Origin of the sequence: Zobellia sp. OII3 (assembly GCF_002211465.1) — a bacterium.
In the GTDB taxonomy this organism is placed as follows: domain Bacteria; phylum Bacteroidota; class Bacteroidia; order Flavobacteriales; family Flavobacteriaceae; genus Zobellia; species Zobellia galactanivorans.
Map to the genome: position 1 here is coordinate 178933 of NZ_MWRZ01000007.1, position 16847 is coordinate 195779.

The 16847-nt window shown below is 43.0% G+C and carries 11 protein-coding genes; 7 read left to right on the forward strand and 4 right to left on the reverse strand.

Annotated features, from left to right (window positions below):
* Positions 1-123: 123 nt before the first annotated feature.
* Together B4Q04_RS17125 and tsaD are read right to left on the reverse strand one after the other, a co-directional pair.
* Positions 124-831 carry a 16S rRNA (uracil(1498)-N(3))-methyltransferase gene (locus B4Q04_RS17125; protein WP_088697540.1) on the reverse strand — a complete coding sequence of 236 codons (708 nt, stop codon included), beginning with the start codon at positions 829-831 and terminating at the stop codon, positions 124-126.
* Positions 832-906: 75 nt separating this feature from the next.
* Complete coding sequence (gene tsaD, locus B4Q04_RS17130; protein ID WP_013995061.1) at positions 907-1944, reverse strand: tRNA (adenosine(37)-N6)-threonylcarbamoyltransferase complex transferase subunit TsaD; 1038 nt, start codon at positions 1942-1944, stop codon at positions 907-909.
* Between the two features lie 81 nt (positions 1945-2025).
* Here tsaD and B4Q04_RS17135 point away from each other — a divergent pair, with 81 nt between their 5' ends.
* The 4 genes from B4Q04_RS17135 to B4Q04_RS17150 all read left to right on the forward strand — a co-directional run bounded on the left by B4Q04_RS17135 (position 2026) and on the right by B4Q04_RS17150 (position 9672).
* On the forward strand, positions 2026-6456 hold the full coding sequence (locus B4Q04_RS17135) for a translocation/assembly module TamB domain-containing protein (RefSeq protein ID WP_013995062.1): 4431 nt from the start codon (positions 2026-2028) through the stop codon (positions 6454-6456).
* A 271-nt stretch (positions 6457-6727) separates the two neighbouring features.
* Positions 6728-7714 (forward strand): 6-phosphofructokinase, encoded by a 987-nt coding sequence (gene pfkA / locus B4Q04_RS17140; protein ID WP_013995063.1) that lies wholly within the window; start codon positions 6728-6730, stop codon positions 7712-7714.
* 22 nt (positions 7715-7736) lie between these two features.
* Positions 7737-8738 (forward strand): type I glyceraldehyde-3-phosphate dehydrogenase, encoded by a 1002-nt coding sequence (gap, locus tag B4Q04_RS17145; protein ID WP_013995064.1) that lies wholly within the window; start codon positions 7737-7739, stop codon positions 8736-8738.
* An 82-nt stretch (positions 8739-8820) separates the two neighbouring features.
* Positions 8821-9672, forward strand: a complete 852-nt coding sequence (locus B4Q04_RS17150) for a hypothetical protein (protein ID WP_013995065.1) — start codon at positions 8821-8823, stop codon at positions 9670-9672.
* Positions 9673-9732: 60 nt separating this feature from the next.
* On the opposite strand, the gene B4Q04_RS17155 is transcribed toward B4Q04_RS17150, so the two are convergent.
* Entirely contained in the window at positions 9733-10113 is a 381-nt protein-coding gene (locus tag B4Q04_RS17155; protein ID WP_013995066.1) for a RidA family protein, read from the reverse strand.
* A 67-nt stretch (positions 10114-10180) separates the two neighbouring features.
* Positions 10181-12922, reverse strand: coding sequence for a putative LPS assembly protein LptD (locus tag B4Q04_RS17160; protein ID WP_088697541.1), 2742 nt, complete (start codon positions 12920-12922; stop codon positions 10181-10183).
* Positions 12923-13026: 104 nt separating this feature from the next.
* Here B4Q04_RS17160 and B4Q04_RS17165 point away from each other — a divergent pair, with 104 nt between their 5' ends.
* The 3 genes from B4Q04_RS17165 to B4Q04_RS17175 all read left to right on the forward strand — a co-directional run bounded on the left by B4Q04_RS17165 (position 13027) and on the right by B4Q04_RS17175 (position 16816).
* A complete protein-coding gene (locus tag B4Q04_RS17165; RefSeq protein ID WP_088697542.1) occupies positions 13027-14406 on the forward strand; it encodes an N-acetylmuramoyl-L-alanine amidase in 1380 nt (459 codons plus the stop codon).
* Positions 14407-14506: 100 nt separating this feature from the next.
* Positions 14507-15487, forward strand: coding sequence for an MlaD family protein (locus B4Q04_RS17170; RefSeq protein WP_088697543.1), 981 nt, complete (start codon positions 14507-14509; stop codon positions 15485-15487).
* Entirely contained in the window at positions 15488-16816 is a 1329-nt protein-coding gene (locus B4Q04_RS17175; RefSeq protein ID WP_013995070.1) for a (Fe-S)-binding protein, read from the forward strand. It abuts the gene before it with no gap.
* The last annotated feature ends 31 nt before the right edge of the window (positions 16817-16847 follow it).

A 16847-nucleotide genomic window follows, 5' to 3' on the forward strand; every position in this document is an offset into this window, starting at 1 on the left:
AAAAATATTTTCGTTGAAGAGGTGGGGCGAAGCTTTCCGTCATAGTTGGTTTATGGTCTTTGCGAACATGTGAAATCTTGTGTAACGGGCGGGTAAAAAAGCTTGTGTTCCTTGTTTGGCTTCCTATGAATTGTTGATCATGGTGACGGTGGTGCAGGCTACAATGGCCGCTGTTTCGGTTCGTAAGCGGTATTCGCCCAAAGAAACGGGTAAAAAGCCGCTTTTACGGGCCAATCGTATTTCTTCGGGTGAAAAGTCACCTTCGGGCCCGATCAATATGGTGACGTCCGTGTCGGCCGCGACCCTTCTTTTTAGGTCTACTTTTTCTTCTTCTTCGCAGTGTGCGATGAACAAGAGTCCGTTTTGTGCTTGGGCGATGTAGTCTTTGTAGGCTATGGCGTCGTTCAATTTGGGGAGGTAACTGCGTAGGCTTTGTTTCATGGCCGATTGGGCCACTTTTTCCAAGCGCTCCTTTTTGATAACTTTTCGTTCCGATCTATCGCAAAAGATAGGGGTAATTTCGTTTACCCCAATTTCGGTAGCTTTTTCTAAAAACCACTCGAAGCGATCATTGTTTTTCGTCGGGGCGACCACCATATGTAGCCAGTGTCTTTGAGGGTGTTTCTTTGTTGTCGAGACCACTTGGGCCTTGCATCTTTTGGGGTCGGCGAGTAAGATTTCGGACTCGAAAATAAATCCTTTTCCATTGGTAATGTGTAAAGTGTCGCCTTCTTTTTTACGTAATACTTTAACTATATGTCGACTCTCTTCCTGTGAGAAGGTGAACTGTGAAACGCTCTGGTCTAAGTCTGGATTGTAAAATAATTGCATAGGTCTAAGGTATGAACAATATGGTGGGAACGAAATTTGTTTAACACTCAAGGTTGGGTTGTAGCGAATCTATTGTTAGAGTTTTTTTTGGGAAAGCATATAACGGGCCTTGGCGGAGATGTCCTGTTCGGAGAATTTATGCTGTTGGTATTTTAGGTAGCCTACTACGCCGATCATTGCCGCATTGTCGGTGCAGTATTCGAATCGGGGTATGAAGGTTTGCCAGCCCCTATTTTTTTCGGCCATTTTAAGTGCGTTCCTAATACCTGAATTGGCACTTACCCCGCCTCCGATAGCTATTTGGGTAATTCCGGTTTCTTCTACGGCTTTTTTGAGCTTGTCCATTAGAATATGGATGATTGTTTTTTGTATCGATGCACAAATATCTTTCAGGTTTTCTTGAACGAAATCGGGATTCTTTGCGGTTTCCCTTTGTATGAAATATAAAATACTGGTTTTTAATCCGCTGAAACTAAAATTTAGTCCTTCGACCTTTGGTTTAGGGAAAGGAAAGGCTTTGGGGTTTCCTTCTTGGGCATATTTGTCTACCAGCGGCCCTCCGGGGTAGGGTAGGCCTAAAATTTTGGCACTCTTGTCAAAGGCTTCCCCAACGGCATCGTCAAGTGTTTCGCCGAGAATTTCCATATCGAAAAAATCTTTTACAAGAACAATTTGCGTGTGGCCGCCACTAATGGTCATAGCTAAAAAAGGAAACTCGGGAGCGCCGTCTTGTTGCCCTTCTATAAAGTGGGCCAAGATGTGTGCCTGCATGTGGTTGACCTCGATTAGTGGGATGTTCAGGCCTAATGAAAGCGACTTTGCGAACGAGGTTCCGACAAGAAGCGAGCCCATCAATCCAGGACCGCGCGTAAAAGCTATGGCGGATAATTGTTTTTTGTCGATATTTGCTTTGTTCAAAGCTTGGTGTACTACTGGAACTATGTTTTGCTGGTGCGCCCGTGAAGCGAGTTCGGGTACAACACCTCCATATTCTTCGTGAATTTTTTGTGTGGCCGTGATGTTACTGAGTACTTTTTTATTGCTCAAGACAGCCGCAGAAGTATCGTCACATGAAGATTCTATGGCAAGGATATAAATAGTTTCGTTTTTCACCGAGTTTGGAATAAAAGTTGAACGCGCAAAGATAAAACATATAGACCTATCAAAAAACTGAGAAAAATACTGATTAGAACCATGATGGTACTCGTGCTGATCTGTATTTTAGCTACGGTCATACTTTCCTTGCCCTTCGTTCAGACAAGTTTCGCCAAATATGCCACGGATACGATCAACAATGATTTTGGTACGAATATCAATATCGATAAACTCAGAATTTCACTGATTACGTGGGATACCAATCTTGAAGGAATCTATATTGAGGACTACAGAAAAGATACCCTTTTTTACGTAAACAAGCTTACGACTTCCATTCTTAGTATTAGAAACCTGAGCAAGGGCAAACTCGAGTTTGGTGACATAAAAATAGATGAGCTGGATTTTAAGTTGAAAACCTATTTGGACAATAGGAGTACCAACCTTGAGGTGTTCATCGATAAGTTCGATGACGGAAAACCGCGTAAGCCCGGTACGGATCCTTTTCTCTTTTCGTCTTCTGATGTTGAGATTGCCAATAGTACTTTTCGCTTGATCGATGAGAATTTTGAAAATCAACTCTTGCTTGATTTTGAAGAGCTGAATATCGGGGCAAGCGATTTTCTTATTCTTGGTCCTCAGGTGTCGGCCAAAATCAATACCATGGCCTTTAATAGTCAGCGGGGCATCAACGTTCAGCAAATGTCTACCGATTTCAAGTATACAAAACAGCAAATGCGTTTTGACTCGTTGAAGATACAGACTGTTGGTTCGCACTTAAAAGGGGATTTGGTCTTTGATTATGAGCGAAAGGATTTTGCCGACTTTTTAAACAAGGTCAACTTAACGGCCGAATTTGAAGAATCTGTCGTGTCCTTTGACGAGATAAACATGCTCTACGATCAGTTCGGTAGGGGCAAGGAGGTCAATTTTTCGTCTAAGATATCTGGGGTGTTAAATGATCTTAATACCGAAGAATTGTTCTTACAGTCCGACAATACGGGTATCAGGGGCAATTTTAATTTTAAAAGCCTGTTCGATCGTAAAAAGCCCTTCATTATGCGGGCCGATATGAAGAACGTTACGTCAAGCTATTATGAGCTACGTGCCCTTATGCCGAATATATTGGGAAAATCCTTGCCTTCAAGTTTTCAGAAACTGGGGCAGTTCACCATACGGGGCGATGCGGTCATTACCGAAAATTCAATAGACGCCAAGGTGAACCTTAATACAGCTATAGGAAGCAGTTATGCCGATCTTGAGCTTTCCGATATCAACAATATCGACAACGCAACCTATAAAGGTTTTGTGTCCCTTATTGATTTTGATTTGGGCGATTTTACCGAAAACGAAAGATTGGGCAAGACCTCCTTGGATTTTAATGTGGAGGGGCAGGGCTTTGTTCAGGAAACTTTGAATACCGAGGTTATAGGTGAGGTGTATTCGGTGGAGTTTAACAACTACGCTTATAAGAATCTCAAGGTCTCGGGAATTTTAAAGGAGCAGTTGTTCGATGGTACGGTACTGAGCAATGACGAGAATATTAAATTCAGCTTTAAAGGGCTTGCCGATTTCGGGGAAGATCGAAACGATTTTAATTTTATAGCCTCCGTTGATTACGCCGACCTCAATAAGTTGAATTTTGTCAACGACAGCGTTTCCATATTTAAGGGAAATGTGAATATGGATGTTACCGGAAATACCCTGGATAACCTTGTGGGGGATGTCAAATTCACCAAGACCATCTTTCAGAATAAGAACGACACCTATTACTTTGAAGATTTTAAAGTGTCCTCGACCTTTGAGAACGATACGGTTCGCGTGATCGATATCAACTCGCCGGATATTATCACCGGTTATATGAAAGGAAAGTTTAAAGTGGGTGAGTTGGGTCGTTTGGTACAAAACTCCTTGGGAAGCATCTATACCAACTATAGGCCTTTTAAGATATCGGGAGGGCAGACCCTTGCCTTTAATTTTAAAATCTATAACAAGATTGTCGATGTCTTTTTTCCTGAAGTGAAATTTGACCCAAATACCTTTATCAAGGGAAATATTGTGGCCGATGAGGGTGACTTTAAGTTGAACTTTAAGTCCCCTAGTATAGTCGCATTTGGTAATGAGGCCGATAATATAGATATCAAGATCGATAATAAAAACCCATTGTTCAATACCTATATATCGGTTAGTGATCTTTCTACCAACTACTACGATGTAAAAGATTTTAACCTGATCAACACGACTCTAAAAGATACCTTGTTCTTTAGGACGGAATTTAAAGGGGGGAGTGATTTGAACGATAGTTATAATCTTAACTTTTATCACACCTTTAATAAAGACAACAAGTCGGTGATCGGTTTAAAGACTTCCGATGTAAACTTTAAGGGGAATAAATGGATTCTCAATAAAGACGGCGACAATAAAAACAAGGTAGTCATTAACCGTACGCTCGATAGTATCGATATACGGGAAATCGTAATGAACAATAGCGCCCAGGAACAGATTCGTCTGAAAGGGCAGTTGGCCGACTCTACCTATAAAGATTTGCAGCTTCAGTTCAAGATTGTTTCGCTGAACAAAATAACGCCCGCTATAGATAGTCTTCGGTTACAGGGTGAAGTGAACGGAACGCTCAATATCTTGCAGAAAGACAATATTTATTTGCCTTCTTCCAACCTTGCGGTCGATGATTTCTCCATTAATGATATGCGCTTGGGGGATCTTACCGTAGGTATTGTCGGTAATAAAGATTTGACGGAGTTTGCGGTAAATTCACAGATTACCGATAAGGGATTGGAAAAATTGAGCGTGGTAGGGAGTATCGACAATAAGGAAGATATGCCCAAAGCCAACCTTTTGGTAAGCTTTGATCGGTTTGATTTGGAGCCTTTTGCTCCCCTGGGGGAAAATATTATTAGCCATATACGGGGGTATGTCAGCGGTAATGCACGTATCCAAGGTTCGGTAGATAACCCTGATTTTAGCGGTGTACTTACTTTGGATAAGGCCGGTCTGGGTATTCCGTATCTAAATGTTGACTATGATTTTGCGGCGAACTCTAGGGTGAACCTGAGTAAGCAGACCTTTGATTTCGATCAGATAAAAATTACGGACGTAGATAAGAAGACCAAGGCAGTCTTGGATGGAACGATAAGTCATTCCTTTTTTGATAATTGGTTGCTCGATATCGATGTAGATACGAATAACGACAGGCTTTTGATTTTGAATACCGACTTTGAAGAGGAAGTGCTGTACTATGGTACCGGTTACTTAGACGGAAAAGGTCGGATTTTCGGGCCTACCAAGGCTTTGAATATTAAGGTGGAAGGAAAAACGGCAAGGGGGACTTCCTTAAAGATCCCGCTTAGTGATGTGGCTTCCATTGGGGATTATTCCTTTATCAATTTTGTGGAGAAGAATCAGTTGAACCATGTGGAAGAAGAACGCACCCTAGACGAGTTTCAGGGACTTGAGCTTACTTTTGACCTTGATGTTACCCCTGATGCAGAGGTAGAGATCGTGACCGATACCAAGACCGGAAGTTCTTTAAAAGGAAGCGGGGTCGGTATTTTGTTGATCCGTATCAATACCCGTGGTGCCTTTGAAATGTACGGAGATTTTGTTGTGGTCGAAGGACAGTATAACTATAAGTTCGGTGGGGTGATCAATAAAACCTTTCAGGTGAAACCGGGGGGTACCATCGTATGGGATCGTGAGCCTCTAAAGGCGACCTTGGACCTCGAGGCGGTATATGCCTTGAATGCCAACCCGGCGCCTCTGTTGGACAATCCGGGGTATACACGACGTATACCTACGGAAGTGGTGATTAAGCTTACTGATGACCTTGAGAGTCCTGATATCGAGTTTAATATTGATTTCCCGGGGACCAATAGTATCGTGCAGTCTGAGCTGGAATATCGATTGCAGGATCCTACGGTCGAAGAGCGCAATGCCCTTTTCTTGCTGGCTCAGGGCTCTTTCGTGAACGATCAGACCGGCATCGACCAACAAGCGGTAACCGGTAATCTTTTGCAATCGGCCTCGGGACTGTTGAACCAAGTGTTGGGCAATAACGATAAATTTAACCTTGGTCTTTCGTACGAGCAGGGAATTCTTGATAGAAGTGCCGATTACCAGACGGAAAACAGAATAGGGGTGACCGTTTCTACCCGGATCAGTGACCGCATGCTTTTTAATGGAAAAGTAGGGGTTCCGGTAGGGGGGACCACGGAAACCGTCGTAGCGGGAAATTTTGAGATACAATTGTTGTTGAACGAAGAAGGGACCTTAAGTGCCAAATTTTTCAACAGGGAGAACGAGATACAGGAATATTTGGCCGATAGATTGGGGTATACCCAAGGTGTAGGTATTTCGTATGAAGTAGATTTCAATAGTTTTAGGGAGCTCTTCCGGAATATTCTAAAAAAGGAAGCGGCTAAAGAAGAGCTTCCCGAACCCGGCCAGGTTCCTAGTGCCGTAATGGGTAAAGATAGTTTGCTGAAATTTTACCCTAAGGATAAGCAGTTAAACTAAAAGGGGTTATACGGTTCTTTTTAGTGGTAATCGGTCTAAAACGGGGGTATTTTCTTAAAAAACGCATCTAAAAAATACTAAAATTTCGCATTTGTAGCAGAATCAGGCTTTTGTCATATTCTTAGTAAGTCGAAAGCAAGGGGTGTAAAAATGTTATAATTGGTTACATATTTTAAGAAAATGTGAGCTGAGTTATCAAGACGTTAAATTAGATGGATAACAGGATCGGAATTCGAATAAGTTTGTTAGTTTTGCAACTTAGTTTTTTTTAATGGCTTCAGAAATAAAGAAAATAGGTGTTTTGACCTCCGGAGGTGATTCCCCCGGCATGAATGCTGCAATACGCTCCGTGGTTAGAACTTGTGCCTACATGAAAGTAGATTGCGTAGGTATCTATAGAGGATATCAGGGCATGATCGAGGGGGATTTTAAGCCGATGGACGCACGTAGCGTCAATAACATAATCAATAAAGGAGGAACGATTCTCAAATCGGCCCGTTGTGATGGTTTTAGAACGCCCGAAGGGCGCAAAAGAGCCTATGAGCAATTAAGGGCAGAGGGTATCGATGCTTTCGTGGTTATCGGGGGCGACGGTAGTTTTACCGGAGCTATGGTATTTAACCAAGAGTATCACTTTCCGATTATAGGTATTCCGGGTACTATCGACAACGATATATTCGGTACATCTAATACGGTAGGTTTTGATACGGCCATGAATACGGTGGTTGAGGTAATCGATAAGATTAGGGATACCGCCAGCTCGCATAACCGACTTTTCTTTGTTGAGGTTATGGGTAGGGATGTAGGTCATATCGCTTTAAATACCGGCGTTGGTGCGGGTGCCGAAGAGATATTGATTCCTGAGGCGAACCGAGGTCTTGAGCGTTTGCTCGAATCTTTAAAGCGTAGTAAAAAATCGGGTAAGTCATCTAGTATCGTTGTGGTGGCTGAAGGTGATAAGATCGGTAAAAGTGTTTTTGAACTTAAGGAATATGTTGAGGAACACTTACCTATTTACGATGTACGGGTGTCCGTATTAGGGCATATGCAGCGTGGAGGGGCGCCATCTTGTTACGACAGGGTCTTGGCCAGTAGAATGGGAGTGAAGGCCGTAGAAAGCTTGTTGGAAGGGCAGACCAACTTTATGGTGGGGGTCCAGAACAACAAAATTATTCTTACGCCGATTAGCAAAGCTATCAAAGGACATACGAAAATAGATAAGGAACTTATTCGAGTTTCAGAAATAATGACAACATAATTTAATTCAAAACAAGAAGAGCATGTCAGATTTAAAAATAGGAATTAACGGATTCGGCCGTATCGGAAGATTGGTCTTTAGGGAAACTGTAAGAAGAGAAGGTGTAGATGTAGTCGCCATTAACGATTTGTTGGACGTTGAGCATTTGGCCTACCTTTTAAAGTATGATTCCGTACATGGTAAGTTCGAAGGTACTGTTGAGGTTCAAGATGGTAACTTGATCGTTAACGGAAAAACAGTAAGGATCACAGCTGAGCGTGACCCAAAAAATATCAAGTGGGATGCCGTTGGCGCTGAAATCGTTGCTGAGTGTACCGGTATCTTCACCACTTTGGAAACTGCACAATACCACATCGATGGGGGTGCCAAAAAAGTAGTGATCTCCGCTCCGTCCAAAGATGCCCCAATGTTCGTAATGGGTGTTAACCATAAAGAGGTTACGGCTTCTAACACTATCGTATCTAACGCATCTTGTACTACCAACTGTTTGGCTCCAATGGCCAAAGTGTTGAACGATAACTTCGGTATCGAGGAGGCATTGATGACTACGGTTCACGCTACTACAGCAACTCAAATGACCGTTGATGGTCCTTCTAGAAAAGACTGGAGAGGTGGTAGAAGTGCTATGTTGAACATTATTCCTGCATCTACAGGTGCTGCTAAAGCGGTAACTAAGGTTATTCCAGCATTGGAAGGTAAGCTTACAGGTATGGCCTTTAGGGTTCCTACGGCTGATGTGTCTGTAGTGGATTTAACGGTTCGTCTTCAAAAAGACACTTCTTACGAAGAAATCAAAAAAGCGTTCAAAGCGGCTTCTGAAGGCGAGTTGAAAGGTATTTTGGGTTATACTGAAGAGGCTCTTGTTTCTCAAGATTTCGTAAGTGATAAACGTACAAGTATTTTTGATGCCGGTGCAGGTATCGAATTGAACTCTAAGTTCTTCAAATTGATTTGTTGGTACGATAACGAGGCTGGTTTTTCTAACAAAATGGTAGATTTGACTCAGCACGTTGCCAGCTTATAATTTTTCTGAATATTACTAATGGTAATCCTGAGAGTGGGCAAAAAATTGCTTATTTTCAGGATTATTTTTTTAAACGAAGATTATGATTTTAATTGTAGATAGTGGGGCCACAAAATCAGATTGGATTGCCTTGGATGAAAAGGGTAACCAGTTGTTTATGACCCAAACCTTAGGGTTGAGCCCAGAAGTTTTGACTAGAGAGGTAATCGAGGATAGATTGGCCAATAACTTTGAGCTTTCAAAAAATAGGGAGAAGGTTTCCAGATTGCATTTTTACGGGGCCGGATGTGGTACCGACCGTATGAAAAAATTCCTTGGGGATATCTTTAAGGATTTTTTCCCCAATGCAAAAACCGATGTAAAGGAAGATACCTATGCCGCAATTTTTTCCACAACCAAAATAGGTCACCAAGGAATCGTTTGTATCTTGGGAACAGGCTCTAACTGTAGTTACTACGACGGGCATCAGCTGTTTCAGAAAGTGACTTCCTTAGGTTATATACCCATGGATGACGGTAGTGGTAATTTCTTTGGACGAAAGTTGATAAGGGACTACTATTTTCACAAAATGCCCCAAGACTTAGGTATCAAGTTTGCCAAAGAGTATAATTTGGATGCCGATGTCATAAAAGAGAACTTGTACAAACAACCGAATCCGAATACCTATTTGGCTACCTTTGCCCGGTTTTTAGTGGAAAACAAAAACCATCCGTATTGTAAAGGGGTTATCGATAAGGGCTTCCAGCAGTTTGTAAACAACTATATCATGCAGTTTGAACTGGCGACCAAGGTGCCGATCAACTTTGTGGGAAGTATAGCGCATTACTTAAGGGATGAACTGGTAACGGTCCTTGAGCGTAACGACTTGATCGTTGGGGTTATTAGACAACGACCGATAGAAGGATTGATGGAGTTTCATGTAGAAACCATCTAGCTTTGTTTATTGCAATATATCACAGGCCTTGATGAAAGTCAAGGCCTGTTTTGTTTTGGGTTAGCGTACCGCAATCATTGAAATTTCAACATTGACGAACTTGGGCAGGTTTGAGACTTCTACGGTTTCCCTGGCGGGTGCCGTTTCACTGTCGAAATAAGTCGCGTACACTTCGTTGACCTCTGAAAACTGCTTCATGTCCTTCAAGAAAATAGTGCTCTTGACTACATTTTCAAAAGTCATATCGGCTTCGGTAAGTACCGCTTTTAGGTTTTCCATAGATTGTCGTGCCTCTTTTGCGATGTCACCCTCAATAAGCTTTCCTGTGGCGGGGTCTATAGGGATCTGTCCTGATATATAAAGGGTGTCTCCGCTTAAGACGGCTTGGTTGTAAGGACCAATAGGGGCAGGGGCATTGGGGGTGTTGATTATTGTTTTCATCGTTCTGTGATTTTTGTTTTTTAGCTGTAGGCTGTTTTGGCAAATGTAGCTAAGAATGTCGACCTTGTTAGCGCTGACTTCGGTTTTCCCACTTCAGGTCGCTAAGGATGGAGCTTTTTATTCCGATAAAGAAATACCATCGAGAGTATTGACCAAAAGGGGTCCAGTTAAAGTTCATCCTAAAACTTTTTAGGTCGCGTTCAAAGCGTAACTGGGTAAGGGTAAAACCTTTGTTCTTAAAATCGTATCCACTGGAGCCGCCCACCTTCCAACGGGGAGAAAGCTCAATGTCGCCCGAGAACATCAATGAATGACTGCTGAATTCGTTCTGTCGGGCCGAGTTGAAGTAACTTGCGGAATAGGCCAATCGAAAATTCCATGGGATTTTGGTGGCGTAGCGCGGGTTATCTACGTCTTCACCCTTATCTTTTTCGTCGTCATCTATTCTTCGCCTGTCAAAGTCGTCCGCCCTTCCGAAAAGGTCGTCGTCCCTACCTCCGCTTTGGGCTACGTAATCGTAGGCACCGGCCTCTTCCTCTTCTTCCTCTTCTTCTTTCTTTTTTCCAAAGGTCTTGCTGTCTATGGAATACCCGATGTTTATATTGGCTTGGGTCAATCTAAAAAGGCTTCCTCCGTTATCGATGTTGAATTTGTCGATTCTGCTACCATTGTTGTCTATGGCGTATGGGTCAAGGCCTGCAGAAAAGTTAATAGACATTTTATTGTCTAAAATGTTCGTTCCGCCGTTAATTCTTAGGGGGCTTAATTTTAAGGAATCCGACTCAAAATTATATCCGGTGGAAATATTGAAATTGCTAAGAATCGGAATCTTTTTGGGTTCGGTGGCCGTTGAATCCTTATCCCTTACCTTGGCTTCGAGGGTGTTTGCCAAAGAAAAGCTAAGGCTGTTGCTCTTGCCGAGGCTAGGGGCACCGTTTAGCGTGCCTTCAAAGCGGCTATACTGTACGACCTCTCCGGTATCGTTGTTCAGGTATTCATCGTAGAACTGGTCAAAAGAAGGGGAGTAACCGTAGCTTAACGAGGGCCGCATAACGTGGCGTAAGGCTTGTATCTTTTTGTCTTCCCCAAAATTGAAAGTACCGTAGACCGTAGTTCCTATACTGGCACTCATATTGTATTTGTTGTAGCGGTCAAAACCTGAAATGGTATCTTTTACGACCGAACCGACCTCACCGTCTTCGCCGAGCTCGTAGCGTTGGGTATAGGTTTCCAATGCCCATACGTCTTCATAGCTCCCACCCATGGTAACACTGAAAAATTTGGCGACCTTAAAATTGGTGCTGATAGGGATGCGGTGTTTTGCACCGACCTTGGCATTGTCGAACATGGCCGCCTTTAAAAAGTTTTCGTCGTTCGTAGTCAGTGAGTTACGTGCATTGACGTCATACTGGAAATTAATATTCTGTATCACCCCTTTTTTAATCCCATCTTTTTTGGCGAATGGGAATATACGTTCCATACTGGCCTGAAAAGTAGGAAGGGTCATCTGTATGTTGTCTTGGTCGGGGTTGGCACGTGCCGTAGGGCTCGTATTCTGCGAATGACTGGCCGTAAGGCTCATGTTGACCGAAGGATAGGCCGGAAAGGTCTTGGAATATGAAATGGATGACGATAGGTTGTTGTTCTGGGTCAAGGGCAGGTTTACCTGGTTCAATGAGTTTTGGTAATACGAACTGCTTCCTAGGTTTACCGATGCCGAAAACCGGGAATTGGGACTGGCCTTGGTGTCTTGTGAGTGTGATATCTGAATGTTCCACACCTTACTGTTGCTATAATCGTCAAAACCCTTCTGGCTCGTGACCAAATTTTCGTACCTGAAATTAACGTTACCGCGGTAGCGATAGCGCTTGCTGTACACGCTTTGTGTTCTAAAACCATAACTTCCGTTGGTATAGAAATCCCCCGTAAGGGTAATATCCGCATAATCGGAAAAGGGTATGTAATACCCTCCATTCTGTAAAAAGTAGCCTCTATCGGGGTCGTTACCGAATGTGGGCATCATCAATCCTGCGGAGCGGCCTACCGTTAAAGGGAAATAGGCAAAGGGCAAGGCCACGGGCGTCGGCACATCGGCTATGTAAAGGTTGCTGAAGCCTGCAATGACCTTCTTTTTGGGAACAAATTTCGCCTTTCGGATCCGAATGTAGTAATCGGGATTTATGGTGTCTTGTGAGGTGGTCAATTTTCCTTCGTGAAGAAAATAGACCGAATCGTTTTCCTTTTTTGTGATCTCCGCATAAACCTTCATGGCGTCGCTTCCCAATTGCCCTAGACCGGCCTGCTGCTCGGTTCTTGAGTTCCAGATCAAGGCTTTTTGGGTGTCAAAGTTAAAACGGATACTGTCGGGCCGTACCTCGTTATCACCCTGTTTAAAATAGGGGAGCTGGGTGTAATTGCCCAAAGAATCTTTGATTCGCCCCGCGTATACCTCGTTTTTAATATAGTCCATTGTAATAATACCGGCTTTTAATTCGGTATCTTGGTAATATATTTCGGCTTCGTTATAGAGGTATATCTTTTGGTCTTTTTGGCTCAGTTTGACGTAATCTTTGGCCTTGTACTTGATTTTGTCAAGTAGTAAGGGCTCCTTGCCATTATTGGGGCCAAGTGCGGTTGAATCTCCCGCTATACTGTCTTTTTGTACGGGGTCTGGGAAAAGTGGGGCAATAATAGTATCCTTGTCTGCTTTGATGGGTAGCCATATTAAACCGTCTTCTTGAGCGAGTGAATTGAAAGCGCCAACAAATAGCAATGCTAGTAAAAGTAAAAGATGTTTGTTTGATTGCAAGGCTATATATCCTATTTTTGTAACCGTTCGGCTTATTTTTCGGAGCTCAAACTTACATATATTTTTCGTTCCCTATACAGGGTGTTACCATAAATTTAACCATAATGAAGGCTTCTAAATACAGAGTGAATACCCGTGTACAACGGTTTTTCCTATTTCCTATTATTTTTTTAGCACTAATCTTATCTTCTTTTTACACCAAGAATCCTGAAAACAGAAACGATGGAAAATTCACGGTAGTGCTTGATGCTGGGCATGGCGGACATGATCCAGGCAATATGGGCAACGGGTATTTGGAAAAGCAGATCGCGTTGAACATTGTATTAAAAGCTGGCTCTATTTTAGAGAAAAATCCGAATATAAAAGTAATCTATACCCGTAAGGATGATACCTTCGTAGATCTTTATGAAAGGGGACAAATTGCGAATAAGGCCAATGCCGACCTTTTTGTGTCGGTTCATTGCGATTCACATACTTCAAATGCACACGGTGCGGGAACCTTTGTTTTGGGACTTCATGCGAACAAACAAAATTTTGAAATCGCAAAAAAGGAAAACTCGGTAATTTATTTGGAGGATAATTATAAGAGCAAGTACGCCGATTACGATATTAACTCGCCTGAGTCGGTAATCGGACTTACCATAATGCAAGAAGAGTTTTTGGATCAGAGTATAGCTTTGGCGAAGGCCATTCAAGACAACTTTACGAAAAAGCTCAAGAGAACCGATAGAAAGGTCAAGCAGGCCGGGTTTATTGTTTTGCACCAGACCGTTATGCCGAGTGTATTGGTGGAAACCGGTTTTTTGACGAATAAGGAGGAAGGGGCCTACCTGAATTCAAAAAGGGGACAGTCGGAGATGGGAACCTCCATAGCCGAGGCAATCCTTACGTATAAAGAGAATATTAGGGCCAATATTGCCGATTTCGATACGAGTATCATAACCAGTACGCCCGAACCCGAACCGATAGAGGAAAAGAAAGAACAGCCTAAACCGGAACCGGTCGCTGCCCCGAAAAAAGAAACGGTATCGCAAAAAATCAAAGACGAGCCTATTGTGGCCAAGACTACCGAGGTGCCCGCGGAGCCAAAGAAGGAGGCTATTCAAATCATCGAAGAGGCCAAGGGAAATGATCAGGACGTTGCGGTAAAAAAAGAGACTCCCCCAGAACCGCAAAAGACAGCACCTTCGGTTTCGAAGGAAACTACTGTGGCCCCAGCGGAAAAAAAATCCGATGTGGTGTACAAGGTTCAGATTATGGCCAGTGCAAAGAACCTCCCTTTACGACCTGAATCGTTCAACGGACTCAATCGGGTGGCCAAAGAACCTTATAAAGGGCTTTATAGATATGTATATGGTAGCACACCATCATTGGAAGAGGCAAAAATGTTGAAATCGAACGCCGACTTAAAAGGGTATACCACTTCGTATATCGTTGCCTATAGAAATGGCGAACGGATACCTTTTAAAGACAGTATCAAGTAGGTTTCGATACAATAAATAATTACCTTCCATATTTTATTTCTAATTTTGTTAGGGACCTATATATTGAAAGAAGTCTCTAATTAACCCAAAATCGATCCTTTTGAAACTATCCAGGGAAATAAAAACAGGAATAATAGTAATAGGCGGTATTCTATTGTTCATCTTAGGTTTTAGCTATTTGAAATCATCGCCTTTATTTGAAGATGGTAAAACCATATACGCAGTGTATAAAGAGGTCGGAGGACTTCAAGTGGGCACGCCCGTAACCATAAACGGTTTTGTGGTAGGTAAAGTGACCGACGTTAAGTTCAAGGACCAGAGCGGTCATTTATTGGTCACTTTGTTTATTAAAAGTGATTTTGAATTCAGTAAGAACAGTTTTGCCGAGCTCTACGATACGGGAATTATCGGGGGAAAGGGCATTCAGGTTAAACCCATATTTGACGGGGCACCGATGGCAAAGTCGGGCGACACCTTGACCAGCAAGGTTCAGCTGGGGCTGACACAATTGGTACAGAAACAACTGACTCCCTTACAGCAAAAAGTGGAAGGGGCCGTTACCAATGCCGATAGCTTGTTGATGAACGTGAACGAAGTGCTGGACGATAGGGCCAAAAAAGATTTGAGGGAAACCTTGAGCGGTCTGAACGCTACCGTAGCCAGTTTTCAAAAAAGCGCCGATATGCTCAGCCGGATTTTAAGTACCAACGAGGAGAACTTGAACCAATCGTTGAACAATTTTCAGGAACTTACCTCTAATTTCGCTAAACTATCAGACTCGTTGAACAATGCCGGTCTCGGCAATACTTTGGCAAAACTAGAGTCCACTATGGTCAATTTGAACAAATTGATGTCGAATATAGAGAAGGGGGACGGTACTTTGGGCAAGCTTATGAAAGACGAAGAACTTTATACAAATTTGAACAATGCATCAAGGGAACTGGATCTATTGCTCCAAGACTTTCGTTTGAACCCCAAGCGTTACGTAAACGTATCCGTTTTCGGTAAGAAGCAGGTAGATTACGAATTACCGGAAGACGATCCAGCCAACCTTCAACCACAACCACAACCCGAACAATAGATGGAATACTTCCCAAATATTTTATTTGTAATCGTACTTATAGCCGGTATCGGTTTTTTTGCCCGAAACGTAAAACGGCTGTCAAGAAATATTAAACTGGGTAAAGATGTAGACGTAAGCGATGACAAAGGCCAACGCTGGAAAAACATGGCCAAAATTGCCTTGGGGCAGACGAAGATGGTGGTTCGTCCCGTAGCGGGCTTTCTGCATATTATAGTATACGTCGGTTTTATCATTATCAATATCGAGGTGTTGGAGATCGTACTCGACGGCATCTTGGGGACACACCGCCTTTTTGCGCCCCTTGGTTCGGTATACGATGTGCTGATCGGCTCTTTTGAAGTATTGGCTTTCTTGGTCATTGTTGCCGTAACCGTATTTTGGGTACGCCGTAATATTATTCGGGTCAGACGTTTTATCAAACCGGAAATGACGGGTTGGCCCAAGCAAGATGGAAATCTTATTCTGTATATAGAATTGGTTCTTATGGTATTGTTCCTGACTATGAACGGGGCCGATTACCAATTGCAGCAAATGGGGGCAGACCATTATTTAAAGGCCGGTATGTTTCCGGTAAGCCAGTTTATGGCACCTCTTTTTGAGGGGATGTCCATGTCTTCATTGATACTTTTGGAACGTACGGCATGGTGGCTTCATATTATAGGGATACTTTGTTTTTTGAATTACCTTTATTATTCCAAACATTTACATATTCTTTTGGCATTTCCCAATACCTATTACGGTAAATTGAAGCCAAAGGGACAGTTTAAAAACTTGGATGCCGTAACCGCAGAGGTAAAATTGATGATGGATCCTTCTGCCGACCCTTTTGCCGCTCCTACGGAAGAAGATGCTGGGGAACCTGAAAAATTCGGGGCTTCCGACGTTACCGACCTGAGTTGGGTGCAGTTGTTGAATTCTTATACCTGTACTGAATGTGGGCGGTGTACCGACGAGTGCCCGGCCAACCAGACCGGAAAAAAATTGTCGCCCAGAAAGATCATGATGGATACCCGTGACCGCTTAGAGGAAGTGGGTAAGAATATAGATGCCAACAAGGGGCAGTTTGTAGACGACGGAAAGCAATTGCTAGACGATTATATCTCTAGGGAGGAGCTTTGGGCGTGCACTACGTGTAATGCTTGTGTTCAGGCTTGTCCGGTGAGCATAGATCCCCTTTCCATAATTATGGATATGCGTCAATATTTGGTAATGGAGCAATCCGCTGCGCCTACGGATTTGAACAATATGATGGGGAATATAGAAAATAACGGGGCGCCTTGGCCTTTCAACCAGATGGATCGACTCAACTGGGCCAAAGAAGAATAAACAAGGTACTTGGGCCGCGATACTAATTTTA

Excerpts from the sequence above, each read along its gene's own strand:
- gap (WP_013995064.1), top strand. The coding sequence starts at position 7,737 with ATGTCAGATTTAAAAATAGGAATTAACGGATTCGGCCGTATCGGAAGA.
- B4Q04_RS17165 (WP_088697542.1), top strand. The coding sequence starts at position 13,027 with ATGAAGGCTTCTAAATACAGAGTGAATACCCGTGTACAACGGTTTTTC.
- pfkA (WP_013995063.1), top strand. The coding sequence starts at position 6,728 with ATGGCTTCAGAAATAAAGAAAATAGGTGTTTTGACCTCCGGAGGTGAT.
- B4Q04_RS17125 (WP_088697540.1), bottom strand. The coding sequence starts at position 831 with ATGCAATTATTTTACAATCCAGACTTAGACCAGAGCGTTTCACAGTTC.
- B4Q04_RS17135 (WP_013995062.1), top strand. The coding sequence starts at position 2,026 with ATGATGGTACTCGTGCTGATCTGTATTTTAGCTACGGTCATACTTTCC.
- B4Q04_RS17150 (WP_013995065.1), top strand. The coding sequence starts at position 8,821 with ATGATTTTAATTGTAGATAGTGGGGCCACAAAATCAGATTGGATTGCC.
- B4Q04_RS17175 (WP_013995070.1), top strand. The coding sequence starts at position 15,488 with ATGGAATACTTCCCAAATATTTTATTTGTAATCGTACTTATAGCCGGT.
- B4Q04_RS17155 (WP_013995066.1), bottom strand. The coding sequence starts at position 10,113 with ATGAAAACAATAATCAACACCCCCAATGCCCCTGCCCCTATTGGTCCT.